The organism is Xanthomonas sp., assembly GCF_017163755.1.
In the GTDB taxonomy this organism is placed as follows: domain Bacteria; phylum Pseudomonadota; class Gammaproteobacteria; order Xanthomonadales; family Xanthomonadaceae; genus Xanthomonas_A.
This window is the reverse complement of sequence record NZ_JAFIWC010000021.1, coordinates 85,712-105,892: the sequence shown is the minus strand read 5'-3', so window position 1 is coordinate 105,892 and position 20,181 is coordinate 85,712. Positions and strand designations below refer to the sequence as shown.

General features: G+C 69.0%; 16 protein-coding genes and 1 tRNA gene. 9 read left to right on the top strand and 8 right to left on the bottom strand.

What is annotated here, in order from left to right; all coding sequences use genetic code 11:
- Positions 1–505 precede the first annotated feature (505 nt).
- Complete coding sequence (locus tag JR065_RS14950; protein WP_206235068.1) at positions 506–781, bottom strand: polyhydroxyalkanoic acid system family protein; 276 nt, start codon at positions 779–781, stop codon at positions 506–508.
- 131 nt (positions 782–912) lie between these two features.
- On the opposite strand from JR065_RS14950, the gene JR065_RS14945 reads away from it, so the two are divergent.
- Positions 913–1,716 (top strand): FHA domain-containing protein, encoded by an 804-nt coding sequence (locus JR065_RS14945; protein WP_206235067.1) that lies wholly within the window; start codon positions 913–915, stop codon positions 1,714–1,716.
- Here JR065_RS14945 and msrQ read toward each other — a convergent pair.
- Positions 1,685–2,314 carry a protein-methionine-sulfoxide reductase heme-binding subunit MsrQ gene (gene msrQ / locus JR065_RS14940; RefSeq protein WP_206235066.1) on the bottom strand — a complete coding sequence of 210 codons (630 nt, stop codon included), beginning with the start codon at positions 2,312–2,314 and terminating at the stop codon, positions 1,685–1,687. The genes JR065_RS14945 and msrQ overlap by 32 nt on opposite strands.
- Positions 2,315–2,414: 100 nt before the next feature.
- Entirely contained in the window at positions 2,415–3,383 is a 969-nt protein-coding gene (msrP, locus tag JR065_RS14935) for a protein-methionine-sulfoxide reductase catalytic subunit MsrP (RefSeq protein WP_206235065.1), read from the bottom strand.
- A 150-nt stretch (positions 3,384–3,533) separates the two neighbouring features.
- On the opposite strand from msrP, the gene serC reads away from it, so the two are divergent.
- From serC to aroA, 3 genes are all read left to right on the top strand, one after another.
- On the top strand, positions 3,534–4,619 hold the full coding sequence (gene serC, locus JR065_RS14930; protein WP_206235064.1) for a 3-phosphoserine/phosphohydroxythreonine transaminase: 1,086 nt from the start codon (positions 3,534–3,536) through the stop codon (positions 4,617–4,619).
- 96 nt (positions 4,620–4,715) lie between these two features.
- A complete protein-coding gene (gene pheA, locus JR065_RS14925) occupies positions 4,716–5,882 on the top strand; it encodes a prephenate dehydratase (RefSeq protein WP_206235063.1) in 1,167 nt (388 codons plus the stop codon).
- 618 nt (positions 5,883–6,500) lie between these two features.
- Positions 6,501–7,817 (top strand): 3-phosphoshikimate 1-carboxyvinyltransferase, encoded by a 1,317-nt coding sequence (aroA, locus tag JR065_RS14920; RefSeq protein ID WP_206235084.1) that lies wholly within the window; start codon positions 6,501–6,503, stop codon positions 7,815–7,817.
- Here the strand turns inward: aroA and JR065_RS14915 are convergent.
- Together JR065_RS14915 and JR065_RS14910 are read right to left on the bottom strand one after the other, a co-directional pair.
- A complete protein-coding gene (locus JR065_RS14915) occupies positions 7,801–8,358 on the bottom strand; it encodes an energy transducer TonB (RefSeq protein WP_241093643.1) in 558 nt (185 codons plus the stop codon). The two genes, aroA and JR065_RS14915, sit on opposite strands and share 17 nt — an antisense overlap.
- Before the next feature lie 104 nt (positions 8,359–8,462).
- Positions 8,463–9,113: an energy transducer TonB gene (locus tag JR065_RS14910; protein ID WP_206235062.1), complete on the bottom strand. Its 651-nt coding sequence runs from the start codon at positions 9,111–9,113 to the stop codon at positions 8,463–8,465.
- Positions 9,114–9,247: 134 nt separating this feature from the next.
- On the opposite strand from JR065_RS14910, the gene serS reads away from it, so the two are divergent.
- Positions 9,248–10,528, top strand: coding sequence for a serine--tRNA ligase (gene serS / locus JR065_RS14905; RefSeq protein ID WP_206235061.1), 1,281 nt, complete (start codon positions 9,248–9,250; stop codon positions 10,526–10,528).
- 421 nt (positions 10,529–10,949) lie between these two features.
- On the opposite strand, the gene JR065_RS14900 is transcribed toward serS, so the two are convergent.
- A complete protein-coding gene (locus JR065_RS14900; RefSeq protein WP_206235059.1) occupies positions 10,950–11,534 on the bottom strand; it encodes an FMN-dependent NADH-azoreductase in 585 nt (194 codons plus the stop codon).
- Positions 11,535–11,653: 119 nt separating this feature from the next.
- Here JR065_RS14900 and JR065_RS14895 point away from each other — a divergent pair, with 119 nt between their 5' ends.
- The 3 genes from JR065_RS14895 to JR065_RS14885 all read left to right on the top strand — a co-directional run bounded on the left by JR065_RS14895 (position 11,654) and on the right by JR065_RS14885 (position 13,960).
- Positions 11,654–12,640: a LysR family transcriptional regulator gene (locus JR065_RS14895; RefSeq protein ID WP_206235058.1), complete on the top strand. Its 987-nt coding sequence runs from the start codon at positions 11,654–11,656 to the stop codon at positions 12,638–12,640.
- Between the two features lie 109 nt (positions 12,641–12,749).
- A tRNA-Ser gene (locus tag JR065_RS14890) sits at positions 12,750–12,839 on the top strand.
- A gap of 473 nt (positions 12,840–13,312) precedes the next feature.
- Complete coding sequence (locus tag JR065_RS14885) at positions 13,313–13,960, top strand: response regulator (protein ID WP_206235057.1); 648 nt, start codon at positions 13,313–13,315, stop codon at positions 13,958–13,960.
- A 326-nt stretch (positions 13,961–14,286) separates the two neighbouring features.
- On the opposite strand, the gene JR065_RS14880 is transcribed toward JR065_RS14885, so the two are convergent.
- Positions 14,287–17,742, bottom strand: a complete 3,456-nt coding sequence (locus JR065_RS14880) for an Rne/Rng family ribonuclease (protein ID WP_206235082.1) — start codon at positions 17,740–17,742, stop codon at positions 14,287–14,289.
- 405 nt (positions 17,743–18,147) lie between these two features.
- Here JR065_RS14880 and JR065_RS14875 point away from each other — a divergent pair, with 405 nt between their 5' ends.
- Complete coding sequence (locus JR065_RS14875; RefSeq protein WP_206235056.1) at positions 18,148–19,134, top strand: RluA family pseudouridine synthase; 987 nt, start codon at positions 18,148–18,150, stop codon at positions 19,132–19,134.
- Between the two features lie 144 nt (positions 19,135–19,278).
- Here JR065_RS14875 and zupT read toward each other — a convergent pair whose 3' ends face one another.
- Positions 19,279–20,088: a zinc transporter ZupT gene (zupT, locus tag JR065_RS14870; RefSeq protein WP_206235055.1), complete on the bottom strand. Its 810-nt coding sequence runs from the start codon at positions 20,086–20,088 to the stop codon at positions 19,279–19,281.
- Between the last annotated feature and the right edge of the window lie 93 nt (positions 20,089–20,181).

Genomic DNA, 20,181 nt, shown 5'->3' with positions numbered 1-20,181 from the left:
CTCGTGCGCCTGATCCACGAGGGGCTTCGCTCCGTACCCTCACCCCAACCCCTCTCCCGGTGGGAGAGGGGCTTTCGTTGCCCGGCCCTGCTTGGCGGCCAGCACTCGGCCTACTTTTGCACCGTGCCCCGGCCACGCACCGAAGCCGACACCCTTCTCCCATCGGGAGAAGGTGGCCCGAAGGGCCGGATGAGGGTACGGGGCGCAGCCTCGTGCGCCTGATCCACGAGGGGCTTCGCTCCGTACCCTCACCCCAACCCCTCTCCCGGTGGGAGAGGGGCTTTCGCTGCTCAGCCCTGTTTGGCGGCCAGCACTTGGCGGACTTTACGCCGTGCCCCGGCCGCGCCGCCGGCGCCGACATCCTATCCCTTCTCCCATCGGGAGAAGGTGGCCCGAAGGGCCGGATGAGGGTGCGGAGCGAAGCCTCGTGCGCCCGGCCCACGAGGGCTTCGCTTCCGTACCCTCACCCCAACCCCTCTCCCGAGGGGAGAGGGGCTTTCGTCGCTCAGCCCAGCTTGTCGGCCAGCACCCGGCGGATCTCGCTTTCCACCGTGCCCTTCAGCGCCGACAGCAGGAAGCCCAGCTCGGCGGTGACATGCACCTGCTTGGGCAGCAGTTCGATCCGGCCGTCCACGCCGGAGCGCGAGAACAGCAGCGCGTCGCCGTCCCAGCGCGAGTCCAGGTCGAAGCGCTCGGACAGCTTCTTGGCGGCGTCCTCGATCGCCTTGCGCGCCTGCGCGGGGGTCTTGCCATGGTCGTGGCGGATGTCGATGCTGGACATGCTGGCTCCTGGTGCGGGCGTGGCCCTGCGGAAAAGATCGCGCATTGTGCGTATGCGCGAGGTGGAGTCCAAGTGCAGCGCGCGGCAACGGTCGCTTCTGGAAGCGCAGGCAACCTGCTAGGCTGCGCCGCGTGCCCGACCTGCAAGTCCATTTCAGCAATCGCCAGCAACCCGACCGGCCCCTGCGCGCGGGCGTGCACCGCATCGTGCGCCAGGCCTCGGGTCACGTGCGCGTGGTCGACGACACCCAGGGCGCGCTGCTGCTGGCGCAGTTCTGCCTGGACCGGCGCGGGCTGTGGCTGCAGGTGGCCAACGGCGTGCGCGGCATCCACGTCAACGGGCGCCCGGTGCGGCGCATGGCGCTGCTGCGCGCCGGCGATGCGATCTATGCCGACGGCGTGGAACTGGTGGTGCAGGGCGCCTGCGCGCCGCTGCAGCGGGTGCCGGACGCGCAGCAGGGCGAGGCCGAGCACGAGGACCCGCGGCTGGTGCTGCGCGGGGTGGGCGGCCAGCATCATGGGCGCAGCTATACCGTGGACCGCCCGCGCATCGTCGGGCGGCTGCGTGAGGCCGACATCTGCATCGACGATCCCACCTTCGCCGAACGCCACGCACGCCTGGAACGGCACGGCGAACGCGTGCTGCTGCGCGGGCTCGGCGACGCCCAGACCCAGGTCAACGGCAACGTCGTGCACGACTGCTGGCTGCAGGCGGGCGACCAGCTGGTGTTCGACGCGCAGCACCGGTTCGTGCTCGAAGTGCCGCAGGCCGCCACCGGCGAGGCCCTGAAGCCCGATCCGGCGACCGACTCGGCCAGCACCGCGCCGCCGCCGGCGAAACGCGCCTCTACCGCGCGGCGCTGGCCGTGGCTGTTGCTCAGCGCGTTGCTGCTGGCGGCCGCGCTCAGCGGGCTGCTGTGGTTCGGCGCGCGCTGAACGCGCGCCACGCGCGCCAGCCGAGCAGCAGCGCCAGGATCGTCGCGTACAGCAACGGCTCGCGCACGTCCGATTTCACCAGCCACCAGAAGTGCAGCACCGCCAGCACGCCGATCGCGTAGATCGCCTTGTGCAGCTTGCCCCAGTTGCGCTTGAGCCGGCGCATCCAGCCCTGGGTGGAGGTGATCGCCAGCGGCACCAGCAGCAACCAGGCGCTGAAACCGACGGTGATGTAGGGGCGCTTGACGATCTCCTCGAAGATCTGCGTCCAGTAGCCGCGCAGGTCCAGGCCCAGATACGCGGCCAAGTGCACGCTGGCGTAGAAGAACGCATACAGCCCGAGCATGCGTCGGAAGCGCAGCAGCACCGGCTGTCCGCTGAGCTGGCGCAGCGGGGTGATGGCCAGGGTGAGCAGCAGCAGGCGCAACGCCCACAGCCCGGTGCGATGCTCGATCTCGGCCACCGGGTCGGCGCCGAGCGCGTCGCTGCCGGTCTGCCATACCTGCCAGAACTGCCAGCCCAGGAACGCCAGTGGCAGCAAGGCCAGGACATGGACCACCCCCTTGGCCGCGACCAGGCCGAAGGAACCACGCTTCATGGACATGCGGCAAACGCCCACGGCAAGCGTCGCAGACGGCAAGCGCCGGAACTGCCGGCTTTTCCCGAGTCCCCGGTCCCCGGTCCCCGGTCCCGCACCTTCAGTACCATTTCTTCAGATCCATCCCCGCATACATCGACGCCACCTGCTCGGCATAACCGTTGAACGCGCGGGTGGGGATGCGCTCGGCGAACAGCTTGCTCGCGGTGCCGGCGATGCGGCGCTCGGTCTTCTGGCTCCAGCGCGGGTGGTCTACGGCCGGATTGACGTTGGAGAAGAAGCCGTACTCCGACGGTTGCAGCTCGTGCCAGGCGGTCTCGGGCATGCGTTCGACGAACCGGATCTCCACGATCGACTTGATGCTCTTGAAGCCGTACTTCCACGGCACCAGCAACCGCAGCGGCGCGCCGTTCTGCTGCGGCAGCGGCTTGCCGTACAGGCCGGTGGCCAGCAGGGTCAGCGGGTTCATCGCTTCGTCGATGCGCAGGCCTTCCTTGTACGGCCAGTCGATCGAGCGGTAGCGGATGCCCGGCATCTGCTGCGGATCGGCCAGCGTGGTGAAGGCCACGTACTTGGCCTTGGAGGTCGGCCCGAAGCGCTTGAGCACCTCGCCCAGCGGCACGCCCAGCCACGGGATCACCATCGACCAGCCTTCCACGCAGCGCAGCCGGTAGATGCGTTCTTCCGGGACCAGGCCCTTGAGCAGGTCGTCCAGCGCCAGCGTGCCGGGCTTGTCGCATTCGCCGGACACCTTCACCGACCACGGCGCGGTGCGCAGGGTCTTGGCGGCCTTCGACGGGTCGGTCTTGTCGGTGCCGAACTCGTAGAAGTTGTTGTAGCTGGTGACGTCCTCGTAGCGGGTCTGCGGTTCGCTGGTGCGAAAGCCGCTGCGCGCCTGCTGCGCGCTCACCACGGTCTTCGGCGGTGCCGGCGGCTCGGCCTCGGCGCAGCCGGACAGGCCGACCGCCGGCGCCAGCGCCAGGGCCTGCAGCAGGCGCCGGCGATCGCGGTAGACCGCCTCGTCAGTGACCTCGCGGCTTGGGATATTGAGCACATCGCGCAGTGACATGGCTGACTCCGGCTGGGGCGGCCGGCAGCGGCCGGCGAGTTGCACACAGACTACGCGCCCGGCGGCCAATGGATGCAAATGCAACCTAAATCCCGGGCCGCAACGCTGGTGCGCTGCGGCATACTAGGCGTCTTGTCCCACAGGTGCCCCATGACACGCGCGTTCAATTTCAGTGCCGGCCCCGCGGCGTTGCCGGAATCGGTCCTGCGCCAGGCGCAGGCGGAGATGTTGGAGTGGAACGGCGTCGGCGCCTCTATCGTGGAACTGAGCCACCGCGGCGCCGAGTTCATGGCGGTGGCGGCCGAGGCCGAGGCCGACCTGCGCCGATTGATCGGCATCTCCGACGACTACGCGGTGCTGTTCCTGTCCGGCGGCGCCACCACCCAGCAGGCCTTGCTGGCGCTGAACTTCGCCGCGCCGGGACAGACCGTGGACTACGTGGTGACCGGGCACTGGGGCAAGACCGCGATCAAGCAGGTCACCCCGTACGCCAACGTGCACGTGGCCGCCAGCAGCGAGGCCGGCGGCTTCCGCGACCTCCCGCCGCGCGAGGACTGGCAGCTCAGCGCCGATGCTGCCTACGTGCACATCACCGCCAACGAGACCATCCACGGCGTGGAGTTCCGCCACGCGCCGGACGTGGGCGAGCTGCCGCTGTTCGCCGATTTCAGTTCCAGCATCGCCGCCGAGCCGATCGACGTGTCCAGGTACGCGGTGATCTACGCCGGCGCGCAGAAGAACCTGGGCCCGGTCGGCGTGGCGGTGGTGATCATCCGCAAGGACCTGCTGCAGCGCAGCGGCCAGCCGCGCGCGGACATCTTCGACTACCGCTCGCACGCCGCGCGCGACTCGATGCTCAATACGCCGCCGACCTGGAACTGGTACCTGGCCGGCCTGGTGTTCAAGTGGATGCTGGCCGAGGGCGGGGTGGAGGAGTTCGCGCGGCGCAACCTGGCCAAGTCCACGGCGGTGTACGCGGCGATCGACGGCTCCGGCGGCTTCTACCGCAACGAGGTCGCGGCGGCCGCGCGCTCGCGGATGAACATCCCCTTCTTCCTGCCGGACGAGACGCTGACCGCGCGTTTCGTCGCCGAATCCAAGGCGGCCGGGCTGCTGGCGCTGAAGGGGCACAAGGCGGTCGGCGGCATCCGCGCCTCGCTGTACAACGCGATGCCGGTGGCCGGCGCGCAGGCGCTGGTCGAGTTCATGCGCGACTTCCAGCAACGCAACGGCTGAGCCGTCCCCAGTAGGAGCGGCTCAAGGTGGCCTCGGGCCATCAGCCGCGACCAGATCGCCTCGCAGGCGCTCAGGAACATCGAGGAACCACGATCCATGGCCGCAAAGCCGAAGAAACCCCGAACCGCAGACGCCAAGCCGGCCAAGGCGACATCGACCGGCGTCGCCAAGCCCGCGGCCGCCGCGCCGGCGCTGGCCGACGTGCGCGCCAAGATCGACGAGATCGACCGCACCATCCAGGCGCTGATCGCCGAGCGCGCGCAGTTCGCGCACCAGGTCGGCAAGGCCAAGGGCAAGCTCGCCGCGGCGGTGGACTACTACCGTCCCGAACGCGAGGCGCAGGTGTTGCGCATGGTGGTGGACCGCAACCAGGGCCCGCTCAGCGACGAGGTGCTGGTGCATGTGTTCCGCGAGATCATGTCCGCGTGCCTGGCGCAGCAGGAGCCGTTGAAGATCGGCTATCTCGGCCCGGAAGGCACCTTCAGCCAGCAGGCGGTGCTCAAGCACTTCGGCCGTTCGGCGGTGGGCCTGCCGATGGCCAGCATCGAGGAAGTGTTCCAGGAAGTGGAGAGCGGCAGCGCCGATTTCGGCGTGGTCCCGGTGGAGAACTCGGGGCAGGGCACGATCCAGGTGACGCTGGACATGTTCCTGACCTCGAACCTGAAGATCTGCGGCGAGACCGAGCTGCGCGTGCACCAGTACCTGCTGTCGCGCAGCGGCCGGCTCGATGCGATCGAGCGCATCTACGCGCATCCGCAATCGTTCGCGCAGACCGCCGGCTGGCTGCGCGCGCATCTGCCCAAGGTCGAGAAGATCCCGGTGTCGAGCAACGCCGAGGGCGCGCGGCGTGCGCGCAACGCCGAGGATGCGGCGGCGATCGGCGGCGAGAGCGCGGCGCATGTCTATGGCCTGAAGAAGGTCATCATGAAGTCGATCGAGGACGACGACGACAACACCACGCGCTTCCTGGTGATCGGCCGGCAGATCTTCCCGCCGTCCGGGCACGACCGCACGTCGGTGCTGGTGTTCATCCACGACAAGCCGGGGGCGCTGTTCGACGTGCTCAGCCCGTTCGCGCGGCATGGGATCAGCATGAACCGGATCGAGTCGCGGCCGTCGCACCAGGCCAAGTGGGAATATGGGTTCTTCATCGATCTGGCCGGCCATGTGGAGGACGAGGCGATGAAGCAGGCGTTGGCGGAGTTGAAGGCGCATTCTGCGCAGATCAAGGTGTTGGGGTCTTATCCGGTGGCGGTGCCTTGAACTTGCTGGTGTAACTGCGACGGCTGATGCAAAAGCAATAGCAGATGCACTAGCGACAGCAGATGCAAAGGCAAAGGCTTTCGCGCGTTGCGCGACTTACTTTGATCGGCCTGCGGCCGCTGAGGAGCGCTTCTTTGAACGGCCAAAGAAAAGTAAGCAAAAGAAAGGCCTTCCCCAGTCGGGTCGCCCCGCGCTGCGCGCGGGGTCCGCTAGCAACCTGGGATTTTTCGATGGCACATCCCTGTGCCAACGAAAAACGACGCGCATCCTGCGCGTCGCCCCTACGGGGTTTTTCCCAGGCCGCTCGCCGCCCCTCAATGGGGACTCCTGAAGAGCACATGCAACAGCAACAGCAAGATCAACGGCAATAGCAAGAGCAAGAGCAAGAGCAACAGCAATAGCAACAGCAAGAGCAAGAGCAAGAGCAAGAGCAAGAGCAACAGCAATAGCAACAGCAATAGCAACAGCAACAGCAAGAGCAAGAGCAAGAGCAACAGCAATAGCAACAGCAAGAGCAAGAGCAAGAGCAAGAGCAAGAGCAAGAGCAAGAGCAAGAGCAAGAGCAAGAGCAACAGCGGAGCCCGCTTGCGGGCGGCGACGGACATTTCAGGAACGGTGATGAGCAACGAGCAGTACTGGATCGCGACGAAGGGCTCTGCATTGCAGGGGACGTTGGAGGTGCCGGGCGACAAGTCGGTGTCGCACCGGGCGGTGATGTTCGCGGCGCTGGCCGATGGCGTGTCGCGCATCGACGGGTTCCTGGAGGGCGAAGACACGCGTTCGACCGCGGCGATCTTCGCCAGGCTCGGCGTCAGGATCGAAACGCCGTCGCCGTCGCAGCGGATCGTGCACGGCGTCGGCGTCGATGGCCTGCAGGCGCCGCAGGGGCCGCTGGATTGCGGCAACGCCGGCACCGGCATGCGCCTGCTCGCAGGCCTGCTTGCGGCGCAGCCGTTCGACAGCGTCCTGGTCGGCGACGAGTCGCTGTCCAAGCGGCCGATGCGCCGGGTCACCGAACCGCTTGCCAGGATGGGCGCGCGCATCGACACCGAAGCCAACGGCGTGCCGCCGTTGCGCATCCACGGCGCACAGCCGCTGCGCGGGATCGATTTCGCCTCGCCGGTGGCCAGCGCGCAGGTCAAGTCGGCGGTGCTGCTGGCCGGCCTGTATGCCGAAGGCGAAACCCGCGTGCACGAGCCGCACCCTACCCGCGACTACACCGAACGCATGCTCGCCGCGTTCGGCGTGGACATCGGGTTCTCGCCGGGGTTCGCCGCATTGCGCGGCGGGCAGCGGCTGCGTGCGACCGATATCCAGGTGCCGGCGGACTTTTCCTCGGCCGCGTTCTTCATCGTCGCCGCCAGCGTGATTCCCGGTTCGCAGCTGCTGTTGCGCGAAGTGGGCCTGAATCCGCGGCGCACCGGTCTGCTGGCCGCGCTGCGCCTGATGGGCGCGGACATCGCCGAGGAAAACCCGCGCACCCGCGGCGGCGAGCCGGTGGCCGATCTGCGCGTGCGCTACGCGCCGCTGCGTGGCGCACAGATTCCAGAATCGGTGGTGCCGGACATGATCGACGAGTTTCCGGCGCTGTTCGTTGCCGCTGCTGCCGCGTCCGGGCGCACGGTGGTCAGCGGTGTGGCCGAATTGCGAGTCAAGGAATCGGATCGGCTGGCGGCGATGGCCACCGGACTGCGTAGCTTGGGCGTGACCGTGGATGAGACCGCCGACGGCGCCACCATCCACGGCGGCGGCGGGCTGAGCGGCGGCGTCATCGACAGCCATGGCGATCACCGTATCGCGATGGCGTTCGCGATCGCCGGGCAACTGGCCGACGGGCAGGTCCGGATCAACGACGTCGCCAATGTGGCGACGTCGTTCCCCGGGTTCGACGCGCTGGCGCGCCGCGCCGGCTTCGGGCTTACGACGCCGGCTTGAATTCGACCGGCAGGCGCACGCTGCTGGGCACCGCGCGGCCATCCTTCAGCGCCGGCTCGAAGCGCCATTCGCGGACCGTGCCGAGCACGGCGCGGTCCAGGTCGCGGTTGCGTTGGCCGCGATGCTCGATGATGCTCGCATCGACCACATTGCCCCGCGCATCGATATCCAGCTGCGCCACCAGGCTGCCTTCGATGCCGGCGCGCAGCGCGGCCGGCGGGTAACGCAGTTCGGCGTTGCCGGCCAGCGGGCGCGGGTCGCGATTGGCCGCGACGGCAGGCTTGCGCTGCGGCTGCCTGGAACTGGTGCGGGCCGGCTCGGCGCGCGGCGGGTTCTCGGCCGGCGTGGCCTGTTGCGGTGCGGACGGTGTCGCCGGCAGCGGCGGCGTTGCCGACGGGCGTTCGCGCGCCAGCCACCAGCCGCTGGCGGCCAGCACGATGGCCAGCAGAATCACCCAGGCCCAGGGCGAGCCGCGGTGGGCATGGGTGGGCGTGGAGACATCGCGCGAATGCATGTCCTGCGTATCGTGTCGTGTCGACATGGCCTTGGTCCTGCGTCTTGTGACGCGGCCAGTCTTGCGCGGGAAATGTTCCGGGTGTGTCAGCCGGCCGTGAACGGGGGCGCCGCGGCGGTGGTTTCGTTCAGCTACTGACCCGGCTTGAAATCGAACGGAATCTCGATGCTGCCGGGCACCGCCTGGCCGTTGCGCTGCGCCGGCCGGAACCGCCAGCGGCGCACCGCCTCCATCGCCGCGCGATCCAGGTCGCGCGATCCGCTGCGCTTGAGCAATGCCACCCCGGCAGGCGCGCCGCTGGCGTCCACCTCGACGCGGACCACGACCGTGCCGCTGTCGCCACGGCGCAGCGCCGCCGGCGGATATCGCGGCGGCGGCATCTGTCCCTCCATCGGCAGCGGGCGGTTGCCCGGCGCCATCGCCTGCTGGTTGCCGGGGGCCGCATCGCCGGGCGCCGCAGGAGCGGCGGCCGGGGGCGGCGGCGGTGCGGTCTCGACCAGCTGCGGCACTTCGTCGTCGGGCGCGGCCGGTTTGGCCTGCGGCATGTCGCTGGCGCCGGTACCGGCAGGCAGCGGCTCGGGCAGCGGCTTGATGTCCGCGGCCGCGTCCTGCTGCACCTGCGCCGGCTGCGGCTTGTAGAAATCGTTGTTCTTGCGCCCGGCCAGCCACACCGCGAGGAACAGCAGCAGACCGGCGCAGAACGCGATGCCGATGATCACGAGAAGGCGGCGCGGCAGGCGCAGCACGATGCCGGTGTTCGAGGACGGACGCGACGTGGACATGGAGCTCACCTTCGGATGAGCGCACGATTCTGGCATAGCGTCGGTGAATCGGCGCGCCGCGCCGGCCAGGGCGCGGCACAATCGCGGCCGACAGGCGATAATGCGCCGCTCCGATCCGTCCACGTGCCACGCCCATGCTCGATCCCGTCCTGCTCCGCCAACAGCCCGCCGACCTCGCCGAACGCCTGCGCAGCAGCCGCGGCTATGCCCTGGACGTCACCGCCCTGGAGGCCCTGGAGGCCGACCGCAAGCGCATCCAGGTGCGTACCCAGGAACTGCAGAGCCTGCGCAACAGCCGCTCCAAGGCCATCGGCCAGGCCAAGGCCAAGGGCGAGGACGCGAGCGCGCTGATGGCCGAGGTGGCCGGATTCGGCGACGAGCTGAAGGCATCGGAGCAGCGCCTGGACGAGATCCGCGCGCAGCTGGAAACGATCGCGCTGGAGATCCCGAACCTGCCGCAGGACGACGTGCCGCCCGGCAAGGACGAAGCCGACAACGCCGAGGTGCATCGCTGGGGCACGCCGCGTGCGTTCGACTTCGAGGTCAAGGACCACGTCGAGCTCGGCGCGCGCCATGGCTGGCTCGATGGCGACACCGCGGCCAAGCTGTCCGGCGCGCGCTTCACCGTGCTGCGCGGCGCCGTGGCCAAGCTGCACCGCGCGCTGGCCCAGTTCATGCTCGACCTGCATGTCGACGCGCACGGCTACGAGGAGACCAACGTGCCGTTGCTGGTCAATGCCGACGCGCTGCGCGGGACCGGGCAGTTGCCCAAGTTCGAGGACGACCTGTTCCGCACCGCGATCGGCGATGCGCCGCGCTACCTGATCCCCACCGCGGAAGTGCCGTTGAGCAACATCGTCCGCGACGAGATCCTCGACGCCGAGCGCCTGCCGCTGCGCATGACCGCGCACTCGTTGTGCTTCCGCGCCGAAGCCGGCAGCCACGGCCGCGACACCCGCGGCATGATCCGCCAGCACCAGTTCGAGAAGGTCGAACTGGTCAGCGTGTGCCGCCCCGAGGACAGCGCCGCCGAGCACGAGCGCATGACCCGCTGCGCCGAGGCCGTGCTGAAAAAGCTCGGGCTGCCGTACCGCAAGGTGCTGCTGTGCACCGGCGACATGGGCTTCTCCGCGACCAAGACCTACGATCTGGAGGTGTGGCTGCCGTCGCAGCAGGCCTACCGCGAGATCTCCTCGTGCTCTAACTGCGGCGATTTCCAGGCGCGGCGGATGCAGGCGCGGTGGCGCAATCCGGCCACCGGCAAGCCGGAGCTGCTGCATACGCTCAATGGCTCCGGCACCGCCGTGGGTCGGGCGATGATCGCGGTGATGGAGAACTACCAGAACGCCGACGGTTCGATCGGCGTGCCCGAGGCGCTGCGCCCGTACATGGGCGGCGTCGACCGTATCGCCTGATCGCCGTCCGCTCGCTCCCGCCGCATCGCGGCGGCGGGAACCAGCGCGGCGGTATGGGGCTACAAGCAAGCGGCATCGCATCCGCGCCGCCGGGCTGCGTGGCGGTGCGGAGGAAGTGCATCGGGGGCCGGCTCGGCGCCGAGATCCGCCAGATCGCATTGCTGCGACGAAAGCGCATGGAGCGGCTTCGATCGCGACAGGTTCTGCGGATACGGCTCGCGGCACCCGGCCTCGCCCGGCTGGTCGACGCTGCGATGGACGCGAGCGCTGCCATGGAGCCTGGTTCGACCGCATGGTGGAGTGCCGCAGCTTCGCCCCAGTGCCACAGTGCGGGCGATCCGAATGCGCAGGCGAACGGCGTGCCCTGCAACTCGGCGAACGCTCGCACAGCGGCCTCGTCCGCCGGGAGCCGGCCCTGCGCCTACGCCGCGACCGGCATCGCCTGCGGCCCGGGAATCGAGGCGAGAGCGGCGGCGATCGCCTCGACCCGATGCTGCGGCGAATACGCCACGCCTTCGGCGCGGACGAATTCCACGTCGGCGATGCCGAGGAAGCCGAACACCTGGCGCAGATAGGGCTCCTGGAAATCGGTGGGCGCGCCGCTGTGGATGCCGCCGCGGCCGCTGGCCACGATCACGCGCTTGCCGCCGGCCAGCCCCTGCGGGCCTTTTTCGGTGTAGCGGAAGGTGCGTCCGGCGACTGCGACCCGGTCGATCCACGCCTTCAGCGTGGACGGAATGCCGAAGTTGTACATCGGCGCACCGATCACCAAGACGTCGGCATCGAGGAACTGCTGCAATACGCGTTCGGCCGCTTCGGCCTGCGCGGCGTCGCTGCCGGCCAGCGACGCCGCGGTCAGATGGGGCAGGGGATCGCGGTCCAGGTCGCGGTAGTCGACCTGCAGGCCGGGCACGTTCGCCTGCCAACGGGCGACGATGGCGGCGGACAGTTCGCGGGTGACCGAGGATTGGCCGAGCGCGCTGGAATCCAGGTGCAGTAGTTTCATGGCAGTACCTTGTTTCCTAGAGTGGCGGCGGGCGCCGCGTTGGGAGACAAGGTAGATCGTTGCGATGGTGGGATAAAGATGATTAAATACCACGTATCGTTCTAAATTCGGAACCTGACATGCACGACCTCAACGACCTGTACTACTTCGCGATGGTGGTCGACCACGGTGGTTTCGCCGCCGCCGAACGCGCGCTTGGCATTCCCAAGTCGCGACTGAGCCGCCGCATCAGCCAGCTGGAGACCGACCTGGGCGTGCGCCTGCTGCAGCGCTCGACGCGGCGTTTCGCAGTCACCGACGTCGGCACGAGCGTGCACCGCCACGCGCAGACCATGCTCGCCGAGGCGCAGGCCGCGCGCGAGGTGGTGGACAGGCTCAGCGCCGAACCGCGCGGACTGGTGCGCGTCAGCGTGCCGGTATCGCTGGCGCAGATGCAGCTGCCCAAGCTGCTGCCGATCTTCCTGGACCAGTATCCGAAGGTGCGCTTGCAGCTGAACATCAGCAACCGTCGCGTGGACATCATCAACGAAGGCTACGACGTGGCGCTGCGCGTGCGTTCGCGACTGGACGACGACGGCAGCCTGGTGATGCGCAGCTTCGGCCAGGTGCAGGAACTGCTGGTGGCCAGCCCGAAGTACCTCGACCGCGCCGGTCGCCCGAGCGATCCGGAGGAACTGAGCTCGCATGTCACCCTGAGCACCAGCGAGGACGAGGCGCGCCAGCGCTGGGAACTGCACGGCCCGGCCGGCGAGGTGCGCCGCGTCGACCTGCAGCCGCGCGTGGCCGGGTTCGATTTCCCGTTGCTGCAGTCGATGGTGAAGGACGGCTTCGGCATCACCATGCTGCCGGAGACCGTCTGCGCCGACGCCGTGCGCAAGGGCGAACTGGAAGTGGTGCTGCCGCAGTGGTCGCTGCCGCAGGGCATCTGCCATGCGGTGTTCGCATCGCGCCGCGGCCTGCTGCCGGCGGTACGGGTGTTCATCGACTTCCTCGCCGAACACCTGCCGCGCCAGATCGAGGCCTCGCGCCTGGACTGCAGCGGCTGCCCGGAGCGCAAGGCGATCAAGCACTCCACGATCAGCGCGATGGCGGTGGAGGCCGGCTGAGCAAATCCGCCGCGCCCGTGCGAAAATGCCGCCGCGGTCGCGCGTCCAGCCATGCGCGGCGACGTCTGCGGCGGGCCCTGCCGCGTGCGGGGGCAACGCGACATGCATCGGAGAGATGGCCGAGCGGTTTAAGGCACCGGTCTTGAAAACCGGCGAAGGGTCAAACCTTCCGTGGGTTCGAATCCCACTCTCTCCGCCATTGTCCGTACCGGTTCGCGTATATGCGTCGCGCCCGGGTTTTGCCCCAGCGGACGCCGGCAGAGCGGGCGCGTCTGCGCGCAGATGCCCGCAGTAGGAAATTTCTTGTACTGCGGTCGCCGCCTGGCGCTCGAACATGAAGGTTTCATCCATGCACGGGGTCAGAAAAGTCTGACCCCATATCAGGATATGCCCTGATAACCATGTCCGCCGCGACCGGGCACACTGCGCCTGCCTAACGCAGGTACCGCCTCGATTTTCCTTGGAAAACACGCAAGGCTGGTCACTCGCTCCTGCGGGCCGGGCCTTGAGTAAGTCCGGCGTGGTGCTGTTGAATCCCGAACGACAGTGCGATGCGATGCATCGCGCTGCCCGTGGCGTTTTCACGATTTGTCTACAGCCGCGGGTTGCCCTGAACAGTTCACGCCGCTAGTCTGGCCGCTGCGGCGTTCGCTGCGTTGGGGTTAACACGAGATGGCCATCAGAGTATTTTTGGTCGACGATCACGCTCTCGTCCGGACCGGCATGAGGCTGATCCTGTCGAACCAGACCGATATCGAAATCGTAGGCGAGGCCGACAGCGGCGAAAGCGCGCTGCCGCAGATCCGCCAGCTCAAGCCGGACATCGTGCTGTGCGATCTGCACATGCCCGGCGTCAGCGGTCTGGAAGTGACCGAGCGGATCATGAAAGGCGACCACGGCACCAAGGTCATCATCGTTTCGGTGCTGGAAGACGGCCCGCTGCCCAAGCGGTTGCTCGAGGCCGGCGCGTCCGGCTACGTCGGCAAGGCCGGCGATGCGCAGGAACTGCTGCGCGCGGTGCGCGACGTGGCGATGGGCAAACGCTACCTCGGCAGCAACATCGCGCAGAACCTGGCGCTGGCCAATCTCGAGGGCGGCAGTTCGCCGTTCGACGCGCTGTCGCCGCGCGAGCTGGAAGTGGCGTTGCTGTTGACCCGCGGTCTGCGCCAGGAAGACATCGCCAAGCGCCTGAGCCTCAGCGCCAAGACGGTCAACACGCACAAGGCGCGGCTGTTCGAGAAGGTCGGCATCCACGACAACATCGCGCTGGCACGTCTTGCCACGCAGTACGGCTTGCTGGACCCGGCGCATCCTCTGTAGCGCGCGCCCGCCAGCGGATGGGATGGATTGGAAAAGCGGCCACCGGGCCGCTTTTTCTGCGTATGGGTTCTCGACGCTGCAAAGCGCGCAGCAGGCGCTGGCCGTGAGATGTTCGGTGGAGCCCGTCGGGACTGGCGTTCCTCCCACCGCCTGCGTTCGCCTGGCGAACGGGAGCCTGGGCAGAGATTCGTGCTCGGGCTGTAGGCTGGACATCGGGTCAGGCGGAACTTGTCCTGTCGCAGGCAGACACTCCTCAAAACAGGCAGACGCTCCTCAAAAAAAAGCGGCCCGAAGGCCGCTTTTTTTTTGCACTGCGACGGCGTCGATCAGCCGGCGCGTTCCTTGTGCTTGTCGTCGGCGTCATCGTCGTTGTCGCCCGGCTTGTCCGCCGAAGCGACGACGTGCTGGGCGACCGGTGCCGGCGCGTCGGCCGGAATCGCCGGTGCCGTCGATGGAGTCGATGGCGCATCGAACAAGCCGCTGCTCGCCGGTGCCGGCGCGGAGGCAGGTGCCGCCGCGCGTTCGGCCGGCGCCGCCGCGACCGGCGCGGGGGCCGGCGCATCGTCGGACACCGCCGGCTCTTCCGGCAACGCATCCAGCAGCGTCGTCTGCACCGGCATGTAGGGCGTCGGCTTGCTGGCTTCGTCCGTGGCCGTTGCAGCCGGCTCCGGCTCCGGTTCCGAGGCGCTGGGCGCGAAGGCATCGTCCGCCTGCGCAAGCTTGGCGACAGGAGCCGGCGCCGGTGCGAACTCGGGCTCGCGATGCGCGGACGCAGAGAACGATTCGGCGACCTTTTCCGGTGCCGGCACCGCTTCCGCTGCCGCCACAGGCGCCGGCGTTGCGGCCGGTGCATGCGTTTCGACGGCCGCAGGCGCTTCGGCCTGGACCGATGCCTGCGCCGCTTCGATCGCCGACGATGCGGATGCCTGCGGCGGTTCGGCCGCAGGTGCCGCCGCCTGCACGGGCTCCGGAGGCGCGACGGGCGGCGCGGCAGCGGCAGGCTCGGCCGAAATGTCGGCCGAAGCCGCCACCGGCACCGCCGACAAGCTCGCCGCCACCGTGGCCGGCGTCTGCGGCTGCGTTTGCACCGGTGCCGACGCGGCCGCCGGGCCATCGGCCGCTACGGCGGCGGCCGGCGCACGTTCGCGACGCTCCGGACGCGGCTCGCGCTTTTCCTGCGCGGCACGCGGCGGCTTGGGCTCGCTCGTTTCCGCCGCACTCGCGTCGTCGTCGAAGTCGAACTCGGGCTGGCTGCGGCTCGGCGCATTGCTCGGCTCGCCGTCGTTGTCGCCGGCGTCCAGGTCCTGGTCGTCGAGCGACCCGGCTTCGGCACCGCTGCCGGCCTCGCCATTGCCGCGACGGCGACGGCGTCCACCGCGACGACCGCGGCGGCGGCGGCTGCCGCCTTCGCCGCCGTCTTCGGCATTGTCGCCGTTCTCGCCGGCGGGCACCGCCTGCGCGGTTTCCGCTTCGCTGTCGCGCAGGTCCACTGCCGGGTCTGCAGCCACGGGCGAGGGCGTCGGCGCGAACGCCGCCGGCTCGGCCGGCTGCTTGTCGGTACCGGCCGCGAGCGCGCCGCCGGCGGCCGCCGCGGCGGCGATCGTCGTGGCATCTGCCGCGGGCGTGGCCGGGATGGCCGTAGGCCTGGCGCCGGCGTCATCCGGACGCGGCGCACGCGCCGGCCTGTCGGTCTGCGCCTGTGCCGGATCCTGCTGCGGCCTGGGCTGGCGTGGCGGGTTCTGCGGCTGTTGCTGCTTGGGCGGCTTGGGCGGCTGCGGCGCCTGCGCCGGTTTGGCCTGCTGCAGCGGCTGCTCGTTGCGCTGCGGCTTGGGCTGGGCATTGTTGCCGCCCTGCGCGCCGCCGCCGTTGGGACGGCGTTCTTCGCGCCGCGGATTGCCGCCGCCATTGTTGCCGCGGGCGGCATTGCCGCCCTGGCCGCCGGCGCGACTGCCGTCGCGGCGCGAATTGCGCTCGCCGCGATCGTTGCGGCCGCGTCCGCCGTCCTGGCGCGGGCGCTGCGCCGGCTCGTTCGGCACCGGGGCCGGCGCCGCGGCATCGCCGCCGCCGAAGATGCGCTTGAGCCAGCCGACCACGCCTGCCGCCGGGGCGGGCGCGACGGGCGCCGGCGCTGCGGCCACGGGCGCCGCGGCCACCGGTTCCTGCGGTTCCGGAATCTCGCGCACCGGTGCCGGCTGCGAATGCTTCACGTGGGTCACCGCCGGCGCGGCGGGGATGTTCAGCTGCGCCTTGGTCAGCGCATGCACCGGCAGCTTGCGCGGGGTGTTGCGCTGGTAGCTGGGCTTGGCGCTTTCCTCGCCGAGCTCGTTGTCACGCAGGCGCGTGACTTCGTAGTGCGGCGTGTGCATCTGCTCGTCGGCGACGATGACGATCGGCGCGTCGTGGCGCTTCTCGATCTCGGTGAGCGCGCGGCGCTTCTCGTTGAGCAGGTAGTTGGCGATCTCCACCGGGGCCTGTACCAGCACCTGCCCGGTATTCTCCTTCATCGCGTGCTCCTCGGCGACGCGGATGATCGACAGCGACAGCGACTCGACGCTGCGCATGCGGCCATGGCCGTCGCAGCGCGGGCACACGATCTGGCTGGACTCGCCCAGCGACGGACGCAGGCGCTGGCGGCTCATCTCCAGCAGGCCGAAGCGCGAGATGCGGCCGATCTGCACCCGCGCGCGGTCGTACTTGAGCGCGTTCTGCAGGCGGTTCTCGACCTCGCGCTGGTGCTTGCTGGAGGCCATGTCGATGAAGTCGATGACCACCAGGCCGCCGAGATCGCGCAGGCGCAGCTGGCGCGCCACCTCTTCGGCGGCCTCCAGGTTGGTCTGGAACGCGGTGTCCTCGATGTCGCTGCCCTTGGTCGCGCGCGAGGAATTGACGTCCACCGCGGTCAGCGCCTCGGTCTGGTCGACCACGATCGAGCCGCCGGACGGCAGGCGCACGCTGCGCTCGTAGGCCGCCTCGATCTGCGATTCGATCTGGAAACGGTTGAACAGCGGGATGTCGTCGGTGTAGTGCTTGAGCTTGCGCAGGCTCTGCGGCATCACCTGCTGCATGAACTCCTGGGCATCGCCGTACATCTCGGGGGTATCGACCAGGATCTCGCCGATATCGGCGCGCAGGTAGTCGCGCAGGGCGCGGATGATCAGGCGCGATTCCTGGTAGATCAGGAACGGCGCCGGCTTGGCCAGCGCGGCCTCGGCGATCGACTTCCACACCTGCAGCAGGTAGTCCAGGTCCCACTGCAGCTCTTCGGCATCGCGGCCGACGCCGGCGGTGCGGATGATCACGCCCATGTCGTCGGGGATGTTCAGCTTGTCCAGCGCTTCCTTCAGCGCGGCGCGGTCCTCGCCCTCGATCCGGCGCGAGACGCCGCCGGCGCTGGGCGAGTTCGGCATCAGCACCATGTAGCGCCCGGCCAGCGAGATGAACGTGGTCAGGGCGGCGCCCTTGTTGCCGCGTTCCTCCTTGTCGACCTGGACCACCACCTCCTGTCCCTCGCGCAACAGCTCGCGGATCGTTGCCTTGTTGTGGTCGACCCCGGCCTGGAAGTAGTCGCGGGAGATTTCCTTCAGCGGCAGGAAGCCGTGACGCTCGCCGCCGTATTCGACGAAGGCGGCCTCGAGCGAGGGTTCGAGCCGGGTGATGCGGCCTTTGTAGATGTTGGACTTCTTCTGTTCCTTGGACGGCTGTTCGATGTCGATGTCGTACAGGGTCTGGCCGTCCACGATGGCCACGCGCAGTTCTTCTGCCTGCGTGGCGTTGATCAGCATTCGCTTCATTGTTGCGTTCCTCGCGCTGCTACCGCGCGGAACGCCATGGGGTTTCGCCTCTGGTCACGGTTCGCTGCCCATCGCGCAGGCGCGGGGAGGGCGGCTTGAGCTTCCAGCGCTACGACACCACGGCGAGCCGCGGGAGCGCTTCTTTCTTTTTAGGTGTTTCAGGGCCGGTAGCGACTCCAGCCAGGCTGGGTCGCCGCACGGGGCATGTTCAGCGCGGACGCTTGTGGCGTCCGGCGATGGCCGGGTAGGCCGGTGAGCCGCTAACATGGCCGCCCCGGGGGCGGTGGCCGCGCACTGTGCCGGATTCGTCGCAAGCCGGGCTTCTGGCCCTGAGCTAACTTTCAACGAAATCAAACCCTTATCTCGCGCCCCGAGTGTAACAGAATAAACTGCCTGATGACTTCCCCCCCGATCCCCCCGAAGCCCCGCGAGGGCGCTGCCGCGGTCCGCATTCTCAAGGTTCCCGAAGACCGGGCCGGCCAGCGTGTAGACAACTTCCTGCTCGGGCACTTGAAAGGTGCGCCGCGCAGCCTGGTCTACAAGCTGATGCGCAGCGGCCAGGTCCGGGTCAACGGCGGCCGCACCAAGGCCGAACGCAAGCTGGAAGCGGGCGACGAGGTGCGCATCCCGCCGGTGCGGCTGGCCGAGGAGGGCGAGAAGGCGCTGCCGCCGGAGGCGTTCATGGCCCGGCTGCAGGCGGCGATCGTCTACGAGGACGCGCGGCTGCTGGTGCTGAACAAGCCCTCCGGCGTGGCCAGCCATGGCGGCAGCGGGATCAGCCACGGCGCGATCGAGACCCTGCGCGCACTGCGGCCGAACCAGAGCCTGGAACTGGTGCACCGGCTGGACCGGGACACGTCCGGGCTGCTGATCGTGGCCAAGAAGCGCTCGGCGCTGACCGAAATGCAGGCGCTGATGCGCGAAGGCGACAGCGTCGACGGCGGCGGCATCAGCAAGCGCTACCTGACCCTGCTGGTCGGGCGCATGCCCGACGGGGTGATGAGTGTGGACGCGCCGCTGCATATCGGCCTGCGCCAGGGCGGCGAGCGCCACGTGCAGGTCAACGCCGCCGGCAAGGCGTCGCTGAGCCACTTCCGGGTACTCGAGCGGCGCGGCGGGCATTCGTTCTGCGAGGTGCGCATCGAGACCGGGCGCACCCACCAGATCCGCGTGCACGCCCAGCACCTGGGGCACCCGGTGGCCGGCGACGACAAGTACGGCGACGAGGCGACCAACAAGCGCCTGCGCGAGCAGATCGGACTCAAGCGCCTGTTCCTGCACGCGGCATCGCTGGAATTCGCGCTGGACGGCGGGCAGACGCCGTACGTGCTCAACGCGCCGCTGGCCGACGAACTGAGCGAGGCGCTGAACCGGCTGGGGTGAGAGGGGCCGGGACTCGTGACTCGGGACTCGGAATTGCTGAAGCGGGAGCTCCTGATCGGCTGGCCTGCTGGTGGTCATGACGCAGGAAGATCGCCGCCGCGCTTCTTTCGAGTCCCGAGTCCCCCGTCCCGAGTCCCGGCTCCATCACCACTTGAACAACACCAGGCTGATCGCCAGCGTGCCCATGCCTGCGATCAGCCCGTACACGGTCTCGTGGCCCTTGGCGTAGCGCTTGGCCGCCGGCAGCAGTTCGTCCAGGGCCAGGAACACCATCACCCCGGCGATGACCCCGAACACGCTGCCGAACACCGCCTCGGACAGGAACCGGGACAACAGCAGGTAGCCCAATGCCGCGCCGATCGGCTCGGCCAGCCCGGACAGCAGGCTGGCGGCGAAGGCATAGGACTTGCGTCCGGTGGCGTAGTACACCGGCACCGCGATCGCGATGCCCTCGGGGATGTTGTGCACGGCGATGGCGAAGGCCAGCGGCATGCCGACCGACGGGCTTTCCAGCGTGGCGAAGAACGTGGCCAGGCCTTCGGGGAAGTTGTGCGCGGTGATCGCCACCGAGGTCAGCAGGCCCACGCGCTTGATGTAGGCGCGGTTGTTGTCGCGGAACAGCGGATCGTCGGCGTTGAGGCTTTCGTGCGGATTGGGCACCAGCCGGTCGATCACCACGATCAGCGCCACGCCGGCCAGGAACGCCAGCGTGCCGTAGGTGTAGCCCAGCCGCGGATCGAAGGCGTGGGTGAACGAAGCGATCGACTTGTTGAGGATTTCCGACAGCGACACGTACACCATCGCGCCGCCGGCGAAGGCCAGCCCGAAGGCGAGCATGCGCGGATTGGGTCCCTTGGAGAACAGCACCAGCACGCTGCCCAGGCCCGTGGCCAGCCCTGCGGCGAGGGTGACGGCCAGGGCGATCCAGACGTTGTGCAGCGGGATATCGAGCATGCGCCAGCTTCTCTAGTTGCGTATCGGTGGCGAGGATGAGAGCTGGCGCGGGGCTGGCACGGCGTGAAGGCGGGGAGCGTGCCGCGTCAACGC